The 18,317-nt window shown below is 58.7% G+C and carries 13 protein-coding genes, 1 tRNA gene, 1 other RNA gene and 1 pseudogene; 6 read left to right on the top strand and 10 right to left on the bottom strand.

Features of this window, described 5'->3' with window-relative positions:
* The 3 genes from yejM (at position 1) to ACYF6X_RS03750 (ending at position 2,101) form a co-directional block, all read left to right on the top strand.
* Complete coding sequence (gene yejM, locus ACYF6X_RS03760; protein ID WP_130018057.1) at positions 1-1,782, top strand: LPS biosynthesis-modulating metalloenzyme YejM; 1,782 nt, start codon at positions 1-3, stop codon at positions 1,780-1,782.
* 78 nt (positions 1,783-1,860) lie between these two features.
* Positions 1,861-1,937: transfer RNA gene (locus ACYF6X_RS03755), tRNA-Pro, on the top strand.
* A 34-nt stretch (positions 1,938-1,971) separates the two neighbouring features.
* Positions 1,972-2,101, top strand: a non-coding RNA gene (locus ACYF6X_RS03750) — RtT sRNA.
* 47 nt (positions 2,102-2,148) lie between these two features.
* Here ACYF6X_RS03750 and ttrA read toward each other — a convergent pair.
* The 3 genes from ttrA to ttrB are packed head-to-tail and all read right to left on the bottom strand — an operon-like array spanning position 2,149 to position 6,960.
* On the bottom strand, positions 2,149-5,220 hold the full coding sequence (ttrA, locus tag ACYF6X_RS03745; protein ID WP_130018058.1) for a tetrathionate reductase subunit TtrA: 3,072 nt from the start codon (positions 5,218-5,220) through the stop codon (positions 2,149-2,151).
* A complete protein-coding gene (gene ttrC / locus ACYF6X_RS03740; RefSeq protein WP_460925126.1) occupies positions 5,213-6,226 on the bottom strand; it encodes a tetrathionate reductase subunit TtrC in 1,014 nt (337 codons plus the stop codon). Before ttrC ends, ttrA begins: the two co-directional genes overlap by 8 nt.
* The gene (gene ttrB, locus ACYF6X_RS03735) at positions 6,223-6,960 is read right to left on the bottom strand and encodes a tetrathionate reductase subunit TtrB (RefSeq protein WP_130018060.1); all 738 of its coding nucleotides are present in this window, start codon (positions 6,958-6,960) and stop codon (positions 6,223-6,225) included. The genes ttrC and ttrB overlap by 4 nt, the downstream gene beginning before the upstream one ends.
* Positions 6,961-7,186: 226 nt before the next feature.
* On the opposite strand from ttrB, the gene ttrS reads away from it, so the two are divergent.
* The 3 genes from ttrS to ACYF6X_RS03720 all read left to right on the top strand — a co-directional run bounded on the left by ttrS (position 7,187) and on the right by ACYF6X_RS03720 (position 9,813).
* Positions 7,187-8,905, top strand: coding sequence for a tetrathionate respiration histidine kinase TtrS (gene ttrS, locus ACYF6X_RS03730; RefSeq protein WP_130018067.1), 1,719 nt, complete (start codon positions 7,187-7,189; stop codon positions 8,903-8,905).
* Positions 8,880-9,479: a tetrathionate respiration response regulator TtrR gene (gene ttrR / locus ACYF6X_RS03725; RefSeq protein ID WP_107227621.1), complete on the top strand. Its 600-nt coding sequence runs from the start codon at positions 8,880-8,882 to the stop codon at positions 9,477-9,479. The genes ttrS and ttrR overlap by 26 nt, the downstream gene beginning before the upstream one ends.
* Positions 9,480-9,570: 91 nt before the next feature.
* Entirely contained in the window at positions 9,571-9,813 is a 243-nt protein-coding gene (locus tag ACYF6X_RS03720) for a DinI family protein (protein WP_063989016.1), read from the top strand.
* 154 nt (positions 9,814-9,967) lie between these two features.
* Here the strand turns inward: ACYF6X_RS03720 and ACYF6X_RS03715 are convergent, their stop codons facing one another.
* The 7 genes and pseudogenes from ACYF6X_RS03715 to ACYF6X_RS03685 form a co-directional block, all read right to left on the bottom strand.
* Positions 9,968-11,449, bottom strand: a complete 1,482-nt coding sequence (locus ACYF6X_RS03715; RefSeq protein ID WP_130018061.1) for a phage tail fiber protein — start codon at positions 11,447-11,449, stop codon at positions 9,968-9,970.
* 3 nt (positions 11,450-11,452) lie between these two features.
* A complete protein-coding gene (locus tag ACYF6X_RS03710) occupies positions 11,453-12,610 on the bottom strand; it encodes a tail fiber domain-containing protein (protein ID WP_130018062.1) in 1,158 nt (385 codons plus the stop codon).
* Between the two features lie 49 nt (positions 12,611-12,659).
* A complete protein-coding gene (locus ACYF6X_RS03705) occupies positions 12,660-13,631 on the bottom strand; it encodes a DUF6453 family protein (protein ID WP_130018063.1) in 972 nt (323 codons plus the stop codon).
* Positions 13,632-13,650: 19 nt separating this feature from the next.
* Positions 13,651-16,857 (bottom strand): TipJ family phage tail tip protein, encoded by a 3,207-nt coding sequence (locus ACYF6X_RS03700; RefSeq protein ID WP_130018064.1) that lies wholly within the window; start codon positions 16,855-16,857, stop codon positions 13,651-13,653.
* A 53-nt stretch (positions 16,858-16,910) separates the two neighbouring features.
* Positions 16,911-17,537: a tail assembly protein gene (locus tag ACYF6X_RS03695; RefSeq protein WP_149559603.1), complete on the bottom strand. Its 627-nt coding sequence runs from the start codon at positions 17,535-17,537 to the stop codon at positions 16,911-16,913.
* A gap of 57 nt (positions 17,538-17,594) precedes the next feature.
* The gene (locus ACYF6X_RS03690; protein WP_130017857.1) at positions 17,595-17,954 is read right to left on the bottom strand and encodes a hypothetical protein; all 360 of its coding nucleotides are present in this window, start codon (positions 17,952-17,954) and stop codon (positions 17,595-17,597) included.
* Positions 17,955-18,032: 78 nt separating this feature from the next.
* Positions 18,033-18,200 (bottom strand): annotated as a pseudogene (locus ACYF6X_RS03685) (NlpC/P60 family protein); the annotation flags it as partial.
* Between the last annotated feature and the right edge of the window lie 117 nt (positions 18,201-18,317).

Below are 18,317 nucleotides of genomic sequence, written 5' to 3'. Positions count from 1 at the left end.
ATGGTGACAAACCGTCAGCGTTATCGTGAAAAAGTCTCCCAGATGATCAGCTGGGGGCACTGGTTCGCCTTATTCAACATTCTGCTCGCCCTTGGGTTGGGCAGCCGCTACCTGTTTGTCACCGACTGGCCCGCATCCCTGCTGGGCCGGGTCTATGCCTTTGTCAGCCTGCTGGGGCATTTCAGCTTTATCGTGTTCGCCGGCTATTTGCTGGTGATCTTCCCGCTCACCTTCGTGGTGATGTCGCAGCGGCTGCTGCGATTTATTTCCGCCGCGCTGGCCACCATCGGGCTCACGCTGTTGCTGGTCGACAGCGAAGTGTTCTCCCATTTCCACCTGCACCTCAATCCGGTGGTGTGGGATCTGGTGGTCAACCCGGACCAAAGCGAGCTTTCGCGCGACTGGCAGCTGATGTTTATCTGCGTGCCGGTGATCTTCCTGGTGGAGATGCTGTTCGGCACCTGGAGCTGGCAGAAGCTGCGCAGCCTGAATCGCCGCCGTTTCGGCAAACCGCTGGCGGCGCTGTTTATCAGCGCCTTTTTCGCGTCACACCTGATTTATATCTGGGCCGACGCCAACTTCTATCGCCCGATCACCATGCAGCGGGCCAACCTGCCGCTCTCGTACCCGATGACCGCGCGCAAGTTCCTCGAAAAACACGGCCTGCTCGATCAGCAAGCGTATGAGCGCCGCCTGATGCAACAGGGCAACCCGGAAGCGGTGGCGGTGGAGTATCCGCTCAGCGATCTCAGCTACGGCGAGAAAGGCAGCAGCTATAACCTGCTGATGATCGTGGTGGACGGCATTCGCGCAAAAGACATGGCGCAGGACATGCCGGCGCTAACGCGCTTCGCCCAGGAAAACGTACGTTTCAGCGATCACTACAGTTCGGGCAACCATGCCGATACCGGGCTGTTTGGCCTGTTCTACGGCATTTCCCCGACCTATCTGGACAGCGTGCTCGCCGGCCGCAAGCCGTCGGCGCTGATCACTGCGCTCGGCGATCGGGGCTACCAGCTGGGGCTGTTCTCCTCCGATGGCTTCAATGCCAGCCTGTACCGCCAGGCCCTGTTGACCGACTTCTCGCTGCCGACGCCGGCGCCGCAAAGCGATGCGCAAACCACGCAGCAATGGCAGCGTTGGCTGACGGATCAGGGTAGCAAAGAGCCGTGGTTCTCCTATATCAACTTCAGCGGCGCCGAGCCGGCCGAAGGCGACAAAACCCCGGCTCCGGCCGACTTTATTCGGCGCTATCGCACCGGTGCGCAAGACGTGGATACCCAGATAGCCCAGGTGCTGGACACTCTGAAACAGCGCGGCCTGCTGGATAAAACCGTGGTGGTGATCACCGCCGAGCACGGCGTCGAGTTCAACGACAGCGGCAAAGGCCAATGGGGCGCCGGCTCCGCCTTCAACCAGGCGCAGCTGCAGGTGCCATTGGTGATCCACTGGCCGGGCACCCCGGCGCAGACCATCAGCAAGCTGACAGGCCATAACGACGTGATGCGCACCTTGATGCAACGATTGCTGCACGTGAAGACCGCGCCGAAAGACTATTCGCAGGGCGAAGATCTGTTCACCGCCCAGCGCCGCAACGACTGGATCGCCACCGGCGATGGCAATCAGCTGGTGATCACCACGCCGACGCAGACGCTGATGCTGGACAACAGCGGCAACTATCGCGTCTACGATCAGAACGGCGAAGAAATAAAAGACGAGAAACCGCAGCTTGCTCTGCTGCTGCAGGTGCTGACCGATGTAAAACGCTTTATCGCCAACTAACTGCTTAAAACTAAAGCAATCAAGTGGCGAGGCGCTTGCATTAACATCGGGAATCGGTAGTATGATTTTTCATAGCGTCGGCATGTAGCGCAGCCTGGTAGCGCACCGTCATGGGGTGTCGGGGGTCGGAGGTTCGAATCCTCTCATGCCGACCAAATTTAAGAAAACCTGCTGTAACAGCAGGTTTTTTTTCGTCTGCACACTGAGAGGATGAGAATCTCCGAAGGAGGTTTGAGCCGAACGTAGTGAGACCACGTTGCTTTAGCAACGGCCCGCAGGGCAAGCATCGAAGATGCGCATAATCCTCTCATGCCGACCAAATTCAAGAAAACCTGCTGTTACAGCAGGTTTTTTTTCGTCTGTCGTTTACGCGGAGAGTTTGACGATCGCCGCCGGAATGCCCTGACGCACCGCCGCACCGGTCACCCAATCCAGCCAAGTGTTCGGTACTTCGCGCGTCGGATCGGCAAAGCCCAAATCGTTGAGGTTGATGCCGGCAGCGATGCGCTCATCCATCGCCAGTGGCTCGCCGTCCAGGTAGTGCTGGCTGGCCCCCATCTCCCGGTGGCCGTAGCCGTGCTCAACCGCGATCACGCCGGGCATCACCCCCGCCAGCAAACTGATCTGCGCCTCCCGGCTACCGCCCGGCGTACTGATGCTCACCCAATCACCGTGTTGAATGCCGAAACGCACCCCGTCCGCCGGGTTCAGGGCCACCAGGTTCACCGGCTTCACGTCGTGCAGGCGCCGGATCACTGCGGTGGAGCTGCTCATCACATTGGATTTGAAGGACATCAGCCGCAGCGGCCACTGCCGCTCAGGGTAGAGCTCTTCCACCGCGCGGCCGTCCGACAAACGCGCCGGGTAGCAGGTGGGGCAGCCGCTGAAACGCTCGCCGGTAATCGCATGCCTGTGCTTCGCCACTTCCGCATTCCAGATCTGCAGAGGCTTCTCCCAGCGGTTGCCCACGCTGCCGTCGCGACGGCCGCTGTCATGCTCGGCGAACCGGCCGCCGCGGCTGTAGATAAACGCCACGCGGTCGACTTCATCGGCGCGCAGCGTCTGCGCAAGCTGCGGCAACAAGCGATCGACGCCGGTCAGCGCCAGCTCTTCCGCTTGCACGCCCGGCACCGGCGCTTTGCCGGCAAACGCCACGTTGGCGGCGGCGCGCAGATAATAATCCTCGGCGCGGTTGAGCGGCAGCAGCCCGCCCTGGCCGTCGCCGATTGCGCGGTAGCCAAACCCCGGCAGCGCCAGGTGTTTGGCTACCGCGATGCAAAACGCCTCCATGGAGATCGGCTGCCCTTGCGCCGTTTTCGCGGTCGCCGGCGTCACTATCGGCCAGCGTGCAGTGGTGGCCTTGCTGGCGACACCCCCCCAGGGGGCGCTGAACCCCCAGCTCTCAAAGTTATGGGTATCCGGGACGATATAGTCGGCCAGCGCCGTCGTTTCGTTGATAAACGCATCGATGGCGATAAACAGCGGCAAACGCGCCGGATCTTTCAGCCGCTCTTCCGCCACGCCGCGCAACCCGGCAATACCGTACAAGGGGTTAGTCATGTTCGAGATCCAGGCTTTCAGCCCGTACGGATACCCCGCCAGCGCCGACGTCAGCAGCTCGGTCAACTGCCCGGCGACGAACGGATACCAGGGCGCCCTGGCAGGCCAGGGTGAAACGCCCGCCGCCACTTTTTCCCGGTATTCGTCGGAGGTTTCATAAGCGGCCTTGCTGCGCGCGATATTCAACCCCTTCGGTTTTACCAGGCCGGGAAACTCGACCAGGTTATAGCGCGGCCCCTCGGCGAAGCCGTTGAATTTGCCGCCGCCGACAAACACCCCGCCCGCCAGGCTCAGGTTACCGATCAACACGTTGAGCATCATCACCGACCAGGTATTGTAAAACCCGTTTGCCGCCATCATCCCGCCATGGGCGATCACCGCCGCCTTACGCCCGTGGGCGGTAAAGGCTTCGGCCAGCGCCGCGATACGCGCCACCGGCACGCCGCATTCCCGGCTGTACGCCTCCGGCGACAGTTTGTCGGCGGCCTCTTTCAGACACTGGAAACCGCTTTTCACCGCCACCTGCGCGCCGTCGTGCAGCGTCACCGTGCGGGTTACCCACAGTTCGGCGCGGTCGCACGCCTCGGCCGGCACCAGTTCCCCCGCGCCGTTGACTACCAGCGGCGACGCCGACTCGGCGCCGTTCAGATGAGCGAGCGTCAGATGCTGCCCCGCCAGCGGGTGCTCGCTCTCGGCGATCACCAGATGCGTGGCGTTGGTCCAGCTCTTCTCGCCGGCGCGTTGCATGGCGGCCTCCGACGGTATGGCGAGATAGCCGGCCTGATAACGCCGGTTGTCGAGGATCCAACGGATCATCGCCATCGCCAGCGCCGAGTCGGTGCCCGGCAGCACCGGGATCCAATGGCCATGATCGTCCGCCAGCGTGGTGGTCAGCGGCAGCGCCGGCGCCACTACCGCATAGCGGAACTCGCTGCGCAATCTGGCGCTGGCCAACTGCCGGGCCTGGCGCTTGAACGGGTTGCCGGACTGCGCCGGCGAGGTGCCCATAAACAGCGCGAATTCGACCTGTTCCCAATCCGGTTTCACGTGCGGGTTCTTGTCCAGATCGTTCATCAACGCGCCGGAACCGGCACGGTATGCCAGCCCGCAGTATGCGCCGTGCGCGCCGAAGTTTTTGCTGCCGAAACTGTTCTGAGCGAAGCGCCGCAGGAAGCTGTCGCGCCCGTCGTCACCGGCGTTGGTCACCAGCAGCTGGTTGGCTTTCGGCCCCAGCCCCGGCCGTCGAGCGTCGATCGGCGTTTCCAGATCGCGGATCGCCCGCAGGCCGTCCACATGCCCCTCGCCGAACAGATCGCCGCCCTCTACCACTTCAGCGATCAACTGTTCGAAGCTGATGCGTTGCCACTTGCCCTCGCCGCGCTTGCCGACGCGCTTCATCGGCTCCAGTACGCGCAGCGGGCTGTAAAGCCCCTCCAGCAGCGTGGCGCCGCGCGCGCAGGCGGTCGAACGGGCATCGAGGCCGCTTTCGCCGCCCAGCTGCGCCAACGCGTCCTGCAGCGGCAAGGCAGAGTCGACGTGCCGTTCCTGAGACAGCGGATGATAAGGGTTGCCGGCGATACGCAGTACCCGGTCGGTCTGCCTGTCCACCCGTACCCGCACGCCGCATTGCGTCCAGCAACCGAAACACTGGGTCATCGAGATGGCCTGCTGCGAATTGCCTTGCCATTCCGGCACCGCCCGCCCTTCGGGCGGCAGAGAGTTGCCGTTGATGCGATCCAACGTCACCCGCCCTGAGGTGCCGTGAATCAAACCGTCGATCGCCCGTTTGGCGACTTCCCGGTAACTCGGGCCGAAAGCGGACAATCCGCCGAAGGCCAGGCCCACTTTCAACCACTGACGCCGGGTGAGTTTAGCCATGTTGTTTTCTCCGCAGTAAAAACGCCTGTGCTTCACGCACCATGATCATTAACGCCAGCCACAGCCCGAAAGTGCCGACGATCGCCAGCAAGCCGTCGGTGCCGAACGGCAGGCTATAGAAGTGGTAAGACGCGTTGTATTTCGGGACGGTTTGCACCTCGATCAACAGCGTCCAGCGCATCAGCCAGCTCAGCCCCAGCGCGCCTGCCACCAGCAGCGGCGCGCCGCCGCGCGGTAAACGTCGATAGGCAGCCCAAGCGGCGCACGCCAGCGACAGCCCCCACAGTGCGATCCATCCCGCGGCATACCGGCGCGCCGTCGCCTGCGTCTGCAGCCAGTGGCGTACCGCCGAGCCGGATAACGTATCGCCGCACACCCACAGCAGGAACGCCCCGCCAAGCAGCAGCAACGTCAACAGCATCCCGCGCGCCAGTGGCGCTTGCAGGCCGGGCCGTTCGCGCAATGTCAGCAGCAGCAAGGCCAAGAGCGCCTGCAGCGCGCTGAGGAACATCACGATCGGAAATGCGTAGCTGAACCAGATTGGGCGGGCGCGCACGACGGAAACCTCACGCCCGGTGTACAACAGCAGGCCGATAGCCACCAGCGCGCAGGCAGGCGCGATCCCACGCAGCAGCGCCACTCGCCTGCCCGTCAGCCGTGTAAATTCGATCGCGAGAAACCACAGGCCGATCAGCAGGGTAAACAGCGGCAAGAACAGCGCACCCCACGGCATCCACGACCAGGGCGTCGGGTAGGCGTAGAAATGCCAAAAGCGAGCGGTTTGATGCAGGTCCAGCGGCGCGGTGATGGCGCACGTCAGCCCGATAAACAGCGCCGTGCGCTCCAAATGTGCGACGTTGTCTCCACCGCGCCAGCGCCACACGCAGGCCAGCAGCGCGGCGCAGGCGGCAATGCCGATAAAGAAGAAATATTGTACGGTCCACGGCAGCCAGCTCACCGCCTGCGGCTGGCTCAGAACTTCTGCGATCATCAGTTGGCGGCTCATCGTCCCTCCCCCCATAAAGCGACCTGCGCCCGCCCCGGCAGCGGCGTGACGAAGGCGTCATCCAGCCCCAGATAAAACACATGGGGCGCAGTTTGGTTCTCCGGCTTGAGGACTTTGATCTCGGCCTCGTGGCGCCGCAGCAGCTTGCTCAACGTACTGTCCGGATCGCGCATATCGCCGATGATCCGCGCCCCGCCCACGCACGACTCCACGCACGCCGGCAACAGTCCCGCCTCCAGCCGGTGCACGCAGAAGGTACATTTGTCCGCCGTTTGGGTAGCGTGATTGATAAAACGGGCATCGTACGGACAGGCCTGCACGCAATAGGCGCACCCCACGCAGCGTTTGTTGTCGATCACCACGATCCCGTCCTCGCGCTGGAAGGTGGCCTGTACCGGGCATACCGGCACGCAGGGCGGGTTGTCGCAGTGGTTGCACAGCCTGGGCAGCAGCACGTTGGTCGCCACCTCTTCGCCTTCGAGGCTGACCTGGTACTGGTTTACCGTCGTGCGGAACTCGCCGTGCGGCGTCTGGTTTTCAATGGCGCAGCTCACGGTACAGGCCTGGCACCCGACGCAGCGCCGCAGATCGATCAGCATCGCGTAACGGCGGCTCGCATCTCCCTCGCGCCGCGTCGGTGCTAACGTCAGCCCGGCCTCCGCCACGGGGATCAGCGAAGCCCCCGCCGTCAACACGCCCAGCCGCTGCAAAAACTGCCGTTTACCGAAATCCATGCGCCTCTCCCACGTCCTGGGCATCACCCCGATCACGCTATTGATGCCCGTTAGATGAATAAACAATGTCGATGATTTACAGTGTAAAAATGACATTGGGCTCAGCTCTATTGTGGTTAACCACATACCGAACCTAACGTTGATCTAAAACAAGTGACGGCAGGCAGATTGCCCATCAGGAGGGGCCGTGAAGGTCGTGTTATTACTGTTCAGTCTCGGCTGGGGGATGGCGGCACAGGCGGGCGAGTGGTCGGTCGGCGTGCTGGCGATGCGCGGCGATGCGGCGACCGCGCGTGACTGGCAGCCGCTGATCGACAGTCTCAACGGCAGCGTCGGCAGTGAACGCTTCCGCCTGCAGCCGCTCGATCTGGCGCAGATGCGCGAAGCGGTCAATCGGGGCAGCGTGCAGTTCGTGGTCACTAATCCGGCGCAGTTCGTGCAGTTGAACAGCCACTATCATCTGCGCTGGCTGGCGTCGTTGCGCGCCGCCAACGGCGATCGGGCAACGGGCAACATCATCGGCAGCGTGATTTTGGTGCGGCGCGACAGCGGCATTACGACGCCGCAGGCGCTGATGGGCAAAACGGTGGGCGCCATCGATCCGCAGGCCTTCGGCGGCTATCTGACCGGTTATAAGGCGCTCAGCGACGCCGGCATACGGCCCGAGCGCGATTTTCACCTGCGCTTTACCGGCTTCCCTGCCGACGCCCTGATCTATCTGTTGCGCGAACGCGCCATTCAGGCCGCCATCGTCCCGGTCTGCCTGCTGGAGAAAATGGATAAGGAAGGCCTGATCAATCCGGCGGATTTTCGCCCGCTGTTGCAACAGGCCACGTCGGTTCCCTGCGTCACCAGCACGCCGCTTTACCCCAACTGGTCGTTCGCCGCCCTGCCCGGTCTGGATAACTCACTGGTGGATGCGGTGGCAAGAGCCTTGCTGACCGCACCGCCGCAGTCTCCCTTTCAGTGGGGCGCACCGGCCTCGACCAGCGAGGTGGAAGCGCTGCTGCGCGCCGTCAATCGACACCCGGAACAGCGGCGGCTATGGCTGGATATCAAGAGCTGGCTGATCCAGCATCAGACGGCCGTCGGACTGTCGCTGGCGGTGCTGTCGCTGTTGATCGTCAACCATATCTGGATCGCGCTGCTGGTACGCCGGCGCGGGCGGCAACTGCTCCATGCCGGAGAGCAACTGCGGCGACAGGAGCAGGCGCTGGAGAATGCCAGGCAGCTGAACGTGCTGGGGGAAATGGCCTCCGGCTTCGCACACGAGCTCAATCAACCGCTGGCGGCTATTCGCCACTATGCGCAGGGATGCCTGATCCAACTGCGTAAAACGGACACCGGGCATCCGCTGCTGGGGCCGCTGGAAAATATCGACCGGCAGGCGCAGCGCGGCGGCGAGACGATTCATAACCTGCGCCAGTGGGTGCGGCCCACCGATGAGGCGATAGATCAAACGAGCTGGCGGCCCACTGCGGTAAGCGAAACCGCCGAGCGGGTGTGGACACTGCTACGCCTGACGCAGCGCTATCCCGACCTGACGTTGTTCAACAATGTGGCACCTTCGCTGACGCTAACCCTGCCGCCGGCGCTGCTGGAACAGCTGCTGGTGAACCTGCTGCTGAATGCGGCGCAGGCCGGGGCCAATGCCGTCTGGCTTTCCGCCGCCGCGGGCGAACGGGCGATCGAGTTGCATCTGCAGGACAACGCGGGCGGCATGACAACGGCCGGGCTGGAACAGGCTTTTCGCCCCTTCAACACCACCAAAGCCGGCGGCATGGGGTTGGGGTTAGCCATTTGCCGGCGCCTGGCCCGCTATGGCGGCGGCGAAATCCGCCTGGCTAATCGCCCGGCCCCCGACAGCCGCAATGGGCTGTGCGTAACGCTGCATTTCATATTGAACGATGAGGAAAACCATGTCGCTAATTCATCTGGTGGATGATGACGTCGCCGTCACCGACGCCTGCCATTTTTTGCTGAGCAGCCTCGGCCACAACGTGCACTGCTGGAATGACAGCGCCGGCTTTTTGGCGCAGGCCGACCTGTTTCAGACCGGGATCGTCTTGCTGGACATGCGGATGCCGAAGTTCGATGGCCACCAGGTTTACGGGGAACTGCGCCGCCAGGGCAGCACACTGGCGGTGGTGTTCCTGTCCGGCCATGGCGACGTGCCGATGGCGGTGGAACAGATGAAGCACGGCGCGGTGGATTTCCTGCAAAAACCGATCGCCGCTGAACCGCTGATCGCCGCCCTCGAACGGGCGCAGCAGGCCTCCGCCGAGGCCTGGCAATGCCATGAAACTTGCGGCCGCTACCGCACGCTCACGCCGAAAGAACGCGACATCGCGCATCTGGTGGTGCGAGGCATGATGAACAGGGAAATGGCGGAACGGCTGAATATCGCCCTGCGCACCGTGGAGGTTCACCGGGCGAAAGTGATGGAGAAAATGCAGGCCGCCAGCCTGGCGGAATTGGTGATTCAGCTGCAGGCTTTACCGCACGCCGCGCACGAATGAACGCATCGTGCAAAATTCCGCGCCCCCTCTTGCCAACCGACCTTCCTCAGGCCAGAATACTGTACATTAAATCAGTATTTACAGGTGAGTCATGTTTGTAGAATTGGTGTACGACAAACGCAACGTCGCTGGGTTGCCCAACGCCGCCGAGATTATTCGCAACGAGCTGGAAAAACGCGTGCATGCGCTGTTCCCGGGGGCGGACGTGCGAGTGAAGCCGATGCAGGCCAACGGCCTGAACTCCGACGCCAGCAAAAGCGATCGTGAGAAGTTGAACCGAATGTTGGAAGAGATGTTCGAAGAAGCGGATCAGTGGCTGGTCACTGAGATTTGACGGGCAATAACGCTAGTGACGCCCACTCAGCGGGAACCTTGCCAAGCGGAACGGGCCGCGTGTTTGCCCGAGCCTATCGGTGATAATGCCGGCGCCGATGCAATAGGCGGCCAAAAACCTACTGCATCGGCATTTTACCTGGCATCCCCTTTATTTATGAAACCGCGTTGGTTTCCGATGACGTTTCATCGTTTGATACCAGCGCCTCCGGCGGCAACACTTCCACCTCTTCACGCGCTGGCATGACGAGGCGCAGATCGATCCAGCGCCCTTCAGGGATATCCATCGCTTCGCCGGCCACGACCGTCGCGGTATCGATGTCAAAACGACGTTTGCTGATTTTCACCGTGATGCCACCGTCGCTATCAGTAGCGGTTTCCACAAAGCACAGGCGGTTACCATTGATATCCTGCGGCACCTCGATGGTCCACCCTTCCTTTGCCAATCCCAGTGAGCCATTCAGCTGATAAACGCCGGTAGAGATTCGCTCTGCACTCACCCCTGTCGCCTCACCGTTAACCGCTGCGCACCCGGCCAGAGCAAAGCCGCCTTCCAGAAAGTCAGCCTGCATATGCTCGGGCGCAGCGGACAATCTCACGATCGGCGAGGCTTTCTTGATAAAACCGTTGCCGTCAACCGTGGTGTTGGCTTCCGACCATATCCAAACCCAAGGGGTAAACGTCGTGCCGTTCCAACTACGAACAGCAATTTTTCCTACCTGCGCCGCACTTGCTCCATAACCATAACAAGTCTGCACCGTTCGGTAGCTGTCATCGCTGCCCGTCTGCGTTACAGCCCAGGAACGCGTATCGAGGAAATAAGTTCCGGTATCTTTGAATGGATTACCGATAGGATCGGTAGCAACATACCCTCGACGGCTCTGCATTTGCGCATTGAAGTTTCCTTTATTCGCAGCAGTACCACCGAGGCTGATCCCCCAGTCCTTTAAAGTCGGAATATCTGTAACCTTTGGCCCGTATTCTTCAGTGAAAACCTTTTTCCATTCAATGGTTTTGTTTGATGTGCTGTTGGAACGGCCAACATACAGCCCCCGATTCAATGTGAGGCCGATATATCCGCATGTTGGGCCACCGTCCATTGGTAGTGCAACGAATGAGCCGAGCACTGTAGACGGAGCGTTAGTTGTCGTCCCAGTAAACCGACCGATGGAAGAAATGTTATTGGGTGAGAAAATGTCCCCCACGTTCCGAGGGCCAATACCGAATCCAGCGGATGTAACAGGTAATACATTTCGTTCTGAATTCTCTTCGCTCACCTTGGCTGCTGCCGCAGACTTTGCCGCGTCAACACGCATAGCATCGACAGTTTGAACAATTTCAGGGGTGATATCACTTTCGCCTGGACGACGCAGGAAATCATTGAGTGTACCTGGTAGGGAGTCGGTATAAACCTCTATAGTGCCCACTCGTTCCGGCTGTGCGCCATAAACTGACACAATCACCTCGTAGGCACCTGGCTCAACATTTAGCGAATACCGGCCCGTATCATCGGTGACAGATTGCGACTTCGCTAAATTCAACACCGTGGAAGAAGTTTTCATCGAGCGCATCGTAATCGTTACGCCAGAACGAGAATCGCCGTAAGGTCCCTTTAGTACGCCGCTGATTAATACCATTATTTATTTCTCCTTCAGTAAATTCAATTCGGTATCAAGGCGGGAGATTAACCGCCCCTGCTCTTGAATAGCCTTAAGTGCAAGATTCAATAGATTTTGGATGTCTGGATATTTGTATGAATCCTCACCAATTGTCTTTCTTATAAGTTCATCAGAGATTAACTCCAGTTCTTGCGCAATAAGGCCACAGCTTGAACTCATTTTATCAGGCGCGTTCGGAGCATCTTGCGTATAGTCAAAACTGACAAAATTCATTTTTTCCACAATGGAAAGTGCGTAATTATCCGGGGCAGGTACAACATTTTCCTTGAACTTTATATCGCAAGAGCCGCCCGGATTTCTTGGGGAATAAACCCGCGAGCCATGTTCCGCCAGAGTATATTCGTTTTCCGTTGTAACAACTTTTGTGTTCCCATTAATGGAAAATGCGATGTCCATCGATGATCCGGCAACAGGTCGGTTGGCCATAAATGCCATATAAGTAAAACCAGTAGCATCAGACGATAATCCTATTCGTGATTTTAGCGATGTACCGGCACCATTCCACTGATAAAAATCGATATTCTGCTGCGACCTACCGCCTTGGTTATAAAGCTCTACACTATTGAACTCACCTGCTTTTAGAGCTTTAGTAATCCGGACATCGTCTCCCGCAGCAACAGTTCCTGCCTTCACGCCAACATCACGAGAAGCCGAGTTGCCGAGGTCGCTTTTATTGGCCTTTTTATCGACTTCTGATTTATCCGCCTTCAAATTCAATGCAGATATGAAGCTGTTCCAGGCTGGGCCAGTAAACGTGCTGCCGTCAGGTAACGTCACAGTAATGTTTCCGGTGCCGCTGAATACCTGTTGCCAGTTATCTTTATCGAGGTTCAGCCCGCGCAGGGCTTTGGCTGTCTCTGCGGCCAGCTGGGCGGTAATGGTGTTCATCGCGTCGCGCGGTAAGGCATACCACGCGGCTCCTGCCTGCGTTGGGCCGTCATAGGCTTTAATCAGCGTCGCCAGTGTGGCGCTATCAACGGTTTTCACCGGTAGCGTATAGGTGACGCCGCCGACAACGCTCACGATGAAATCACCGGCTTTCAGCTCGGTATTAAAGGCCGTACCGGTACCTTTCACTACAGCGGAATTGTTCGTTAGGGTTAGAGTGCCTGCGGGCATGATGCTCTCCTAAATCGTTGCATAAAAAAACCGGCTCAGTGGCCGGTTGTTAGAAGTAATGGTCTGCGTTAATAACCATGAGCGACATCTGTGACGAGTACCATCGGGTTGATGTATTCCATTTTGTCTGAATTTTTGTTCCTGATTCAGCGCGCCAGAATTGGACAGAGCTACCATTAAACCGATAACCACAGCTGTAATAGTTATAAACTCCGCCATTCATTTCTGAGTTACCACGCATAAACGCATTAACTGCAAGGGGGATCATCGGTCTAGTTATTCCTGTATCAACTAAATCCTCTGGATTCCTACCGACATTAACAGAGCGCCCATCCCAAACTAACGGTTCTGTATCACTTGTGAATGTATTATTTCCGGAAGCATTCTTAATCACCATCCCATAACCGATTGGCGTCGGCGGGTAATAGCCACTATTCATAATGACCACTTTCACATTAGCTGTGGTTAAAATAGGCTCACCTAAACGATTATCACGCGATACCGTTAATTCGTTATATTGCACAGCGTGATAAATAGAAACGCCGGGGTCATCGCACCGAACAAAGACAACCTTGGTGTTATCGTTTTGAACGACTGGCAATGTCCATTTGCCGTTAATCGTCACTTCCCCTTTCCATGCAACAAAACCCAGTCTGGACGAACTGTTAATGCTCATCCAGTCCACCGAGTTTTGAATCATTATTCCATAAGTTCCAGATACGCTATCTGGCTGTTGAACCTGGTAAATGCTATATTCAATAAACAAAGAGGCTCCATTCTTAAATGTCGCATCAACAATGATTTGATTTCCCTGAGTTCTCCATCCCGTTACCCCACCGTAAGATGGGGGATTCGTTTGACTACCGAATATCATCCCAGTTTGGCCGACCAAAAAAACAGGGTTACCAGCTTTGTAATCCGGTAGCACATAAACCTTTTGCCCATTACCATCAAACCAGGGTTGCTTATCGTTGGCTAATAGTGAAATACTATTAGCCGCCGCCAGCTCTTTGCCATTCATCCATAGGCCATACGCCACGTTACAACCTCCCCATTCTCACCCGCAGATTACCGCCAGCGTCATAAACATTAATCTGGTCGCCGCGTATCTCCATGCGCCCATTACCGTCGCCGCCGTTAATCTGGATTTGCCCGGCCCCTGCACCGCTTTTATCCATCCTCCACCCGCTGGTCGCACTGAAATTATCAGACTGAATAAAGCCGCCGATTTTGGCGTTGGTGATTGCCGCATCCGCTATTTTCGCCGACGTGATAGAGGCGTTCTGAATGAAAGCATCGCTGATAAACACCTGGCCGTTGATTACAGCGAACGGTGAGTATTGCGTGTCGCCGCTGCCGCTCATCAACACGAACTGATTGGCGTTGAAGCCGATGCGGGTGATAACGGGCTTGCCGGTTTCAGCCAGCACGGCGATCGACATACCGGCGTTGTAAAAGGTGCCGTTCACCCGCACACCCGCTTTCAACGTATGGATGGCCGTTGCGCCGTCGGCGTCTACCGTCGCCGTCAGTTTGTCTTCCAGCACTGCCGCTACGTCGTCAATCTGTGCCTGCACCTGGGTTTTCATCTCGGCCAGCCCGCGATCGACCTCCGCGATGGTGGTTTTCACCACCATGATATCGGCGCGCACCGTGCCGTACTGCGCCCACTGGTGATCCACCGTCGCGTTGTTGGCCAGCGCATTCTGCAAGATGGCGTCGATGTTGGTGTCGATATCGCCCACCAGCCGCTCGCCGTCTTTCGCGGTCAGGAGCTCGTCGCCGATGTTCTCGAGATAATCGCCGGCGTCCGCGTTCGCCTGCCCGGCGGCCCAGCCAGTCCAGTCCCCCTGATTGCCCGTGCGGTCTTGCAGTCGCGCGCGGAACCAGAATCCCTGACCCGCCTTCAGACCGGTCATGGCGTGGGTGTGCAGCGGATACGGGATATCGGCCAGCAGCATCGCGTTATTCCCGGCGGCGTTGTCCGCATACTGAATTTCGGTTTTCAGCGTATCTTCAGCGCCGGTGGGGAACGCCCAGTCGAGCTGGATGCCCCACAGCAAAGGCGATGCCTTGAAGCCGACCGGCACCGGCGGCTTACCCTCTTTGCCCTTGAGGTAGGTTTCCATCGAGGTCGCCCAGACAGACGACACATTGCTGGCGTTGATGGCCCGCACACGCACCCGATAACGACCGGCGTAAATCCCCGGCACCTCGAAGCCGAGCGCCGAGGTGCGCGGCACCGCTACCCAGTTACCGTTATCTTTGCGCCATTCCGCCTCATAGGCGGTGGCATTTTCAACCGCGCCCCAGGCGGCGCGCAGGGTGGTAATGGCGATACCCTGGCTCACCGAGGAGTAGCTGTCGATGGTGATGTTTTTCGGCGGCGCCTGCACGCCGGGCGGAATGATGGAGATCGGACGATCGTCGATACGCGCGCCAGTATCGATACGGGCGTACTTGTTCGGATCGTGTTCCGCGGCGTTGACGGAATAGGTATTGTCGCCGTTGTCGGCGATGCCCACCACGCGGTAAAGCTGCACCGCCAGATCGTCCGCGTCGATGGACCAGGCCGCTTCCGGCGCCGGCGTCTCGCTGTAGGCGGTGGTGACGGTCACTACGCGTTCATTCACCGCCTGCACGGTGCGCGCCTGCGCCCGGCCGGATGGCAGGTTGACGATCAGGCGGTCGCCAGCTTTGGCGCCCGGCTTTCTGTCCAGCGTCAGTTTACGGCCGTCCACGCCGCTGAGGCGCCCGCCAATCACCCGCCCAGCCAGCATCTGGTCCGCCACGCCGACGATATGTCCCGGCATGGGGATCATGCCGTCCAACCCCACAGAGAAACTGACCGTGCGATCCTTGCTGTTGGTCAACAGCGCCCAGCGGCCGCGGCGGTTCGCTTCGCTCGGCGTGGTGCAGCCGATGGCCGTCAGCTCGGTCTGGTTCACGTCGTAGCGGCGCACCAGATCGCTGTCGAATACCGCCTCTATCGCATCGGCGTAATGGTTGCCCGGATCGGACCAACTGACCATCGCGGTGCTGTAGCGGGTGCGTTCGCTGGCGGACGAGTAGGTAAACTTGCCGTCGATAACATTGGCGCGGGTGTAGGTGAAGTCCATATCGCGCGGCATGTCCGCCAGGGCGACCATTTGGTTTTGCCCCCAATAGGTCATGCCGCGGAAAATGCCGGCCAAATCGCTCAGCACCGTCCAGGCCTCTTCCCGCGACTGCAGATAAACGTTGCAGGTAAAGCGCGGCTCCATGCCCTCGCCGCCGCGCCCGTCCGGCACCGGCTGATCGCAATACTGCGCGATGCGATACAGCTCGGACTCGGAGACCTGAGACGCATCGATGCGATCGCCCAGGCCAAAGCGCTCGGCCAAAATAATGTCGTAAAACACCCACGCCGGGTTATCGCTGTAGGCCCACTTAAAGCCGCCGCTCCAGATGCCGGTATAGCTGCGCGTTTGCGGATCGTAGTTGTCCGGCACGCGGATCAGGCGGCCGCGCGGTTTGCAGCTGATCTTCGGGATGTTGGGGAACTGCTTTGAGTCGAACTCCACGTAAAGCAGCGCAGTGTTCGGGTAGCGCAGCTTGGCATCGATGATCTCGGTCAGCGCCTCGATGTTCATCCGGTCGGCGATCCGGGCGCTGTTGGCGTTAGCCGTCAGCCGGCGCACGCGCAGTTGCCATCCCGTGGTGGCCTTCGGCAAATTGATGCGGTGCGAGCGTTCATACAGCGAGGTGGTTTTATCGTCGATCGCCGCCGTTAACACCTCCTGGTAGCTTCCGCCGTCGGTCGCCACGTCGATGGCATACTCTATGCGATAGCCGTTGACGTCGCCGTTGTCCGCCTGCTTTTGCAGCATGGGCCACCCCAGGCGCAAGCGGACGGCGGAAAGTTGCAGGTTCGCGACGGAACGCACCCACGGCGCGCCGCTTTTCAGTTCGCTGCCAACCGAGATCTCATTCTCAACGGCGGGAATGCCCTGGATATATTCCTGCGCCTGCGAACCAGGGCGGAATTCCCAGCGGAAACCGGGAAAGTTTTCCGTTCCGTCGCTGCTCAATACCGGCGTGCCGTCAACAAAAATGTTTGTGCCATCCAGCCCGCCGGCAAACTCCCCTTCGCCCAATGCGAACAACATCTTCGCTCTGGCGATCGACTGAATGCTGTCCGGCGATTCTACCGGCGTGTGGCCGCCACCGCCGCCGCCTTTTCGCCCACGGATCATGTTCTGTGCCATATTTCGCCCATAAAAAAAGCCGCTATTGCGGCTGTCTGTTCAAACGGATGTCGTTATTGCTGGTCTTCGGTATAAATGCCCGCGGAGATAATCGCCCCGCCAATTTCACGCGTGCCGTACAGCACGCCGACGGGGTTGCCCTGCGCCGTGGTATTGACCGGCCCGCCAAAAGCATAGCTCGGTTTATTTTCCGGGCCTTGCCGCATGCGCAGCCCGCCCATTTGCGGGGAGAGCATTTGGAGAATGCCACCGAGGGCCATGGAAGCACCGGCCATCGCCGCCATGCCAGTTCCCCCACCCGCCGTAAATGCCCCCAGAGCCCCCGTCCCTGCGCCCGCAGAAACATACATGGCCACGGCAACCAGCGCCACGCCCAGCACGGTCTGGAATAATCCTGCGCGCTTGCTCCCAATCACGACGGGAACAAGGTGGATATCTTCCGTCCCTTTGGTGAGCTCCAGCTCATCCTGCCCGACATTGCGTTTACCAACGAAAATAGAAAATGTCAGGCCGCGTTTGTGCGCTTCAAGCATGTAGCGCTCGAAACCAGGTAACAAGTTCTTCATTGCATCAATGGCTTTGGGAACCGTCGTAGCCCGATACTTGAATTCTCTCCCAAAAGCTTTGATCAACGGCCCGTGAAATCTTACCGTTCTGAGTGGAGCTTCAATTAACGACATGTAATTACCCCCATAAAAAAAGCCATCAACTGATGGCTTTGATTACTATGTTTGTTTTTACAAACATGATTTAATATCTGCGACTACTTCATCGTTTCTGTACGTTAGCATTCCGAGCATTGGTCTCGAACCTTCACCACGATATGTAACCTTGCTACCTGATGTCTCTGGTATAATGTCAATATAGTCACCGCCATTAATCAGAGCTAAAGAAACACCACCGTCCCTGGCTGGCTTTTCTGTTGTTTCAATTCGTAGCAAATTAAACGTTCTCATGTCTGATTTCTCAGCGATGCAAACGGATAAATTCTTTACATCCTTTTTAGATGTAAATTCAGCGGTAACCTTTTTTGTTAGTTCTGGATTGGCGCAACCTGTCAGCATCAGCAACGTGATGGGTAATAGGAGTTTTTTCATCAGTAATCCCTCTGTTATTTTTTTCATCTTAACAGAGAATTACATCATTTTTCTATGCCGCAACACCTTCACCGTTCACTACTTCCAATAACCACCGTAAAGCACCCGCTGGCTGAGCATGCCATACATATGGTGCAGCAACAGGTCATCTGCCAGCAGAATGCCGGCATGGTTCGCCATCGGCGCCGAAACTTGCATGATCGCCATATCTCCTGGCTACGGCGGGCCATCGAACTCGCGGAAGCCATACCCTGTTAGCTCTCCAGAGAGGCTCTCCCCCATGGACATGCCTCTGAAAACCTCACTATCACCGCCCATACCCGCCAAAATTCCAGCTGGGGACCGTAGATTGTATATGCAGCC

The organism is Serratia sp. ID 25-353 (assembly GCF_054792795.1).
Note: the sequence above shows the minus strand (reverse complement) of the source record. Positions and strands in the feature narration are given on the sequence as shown.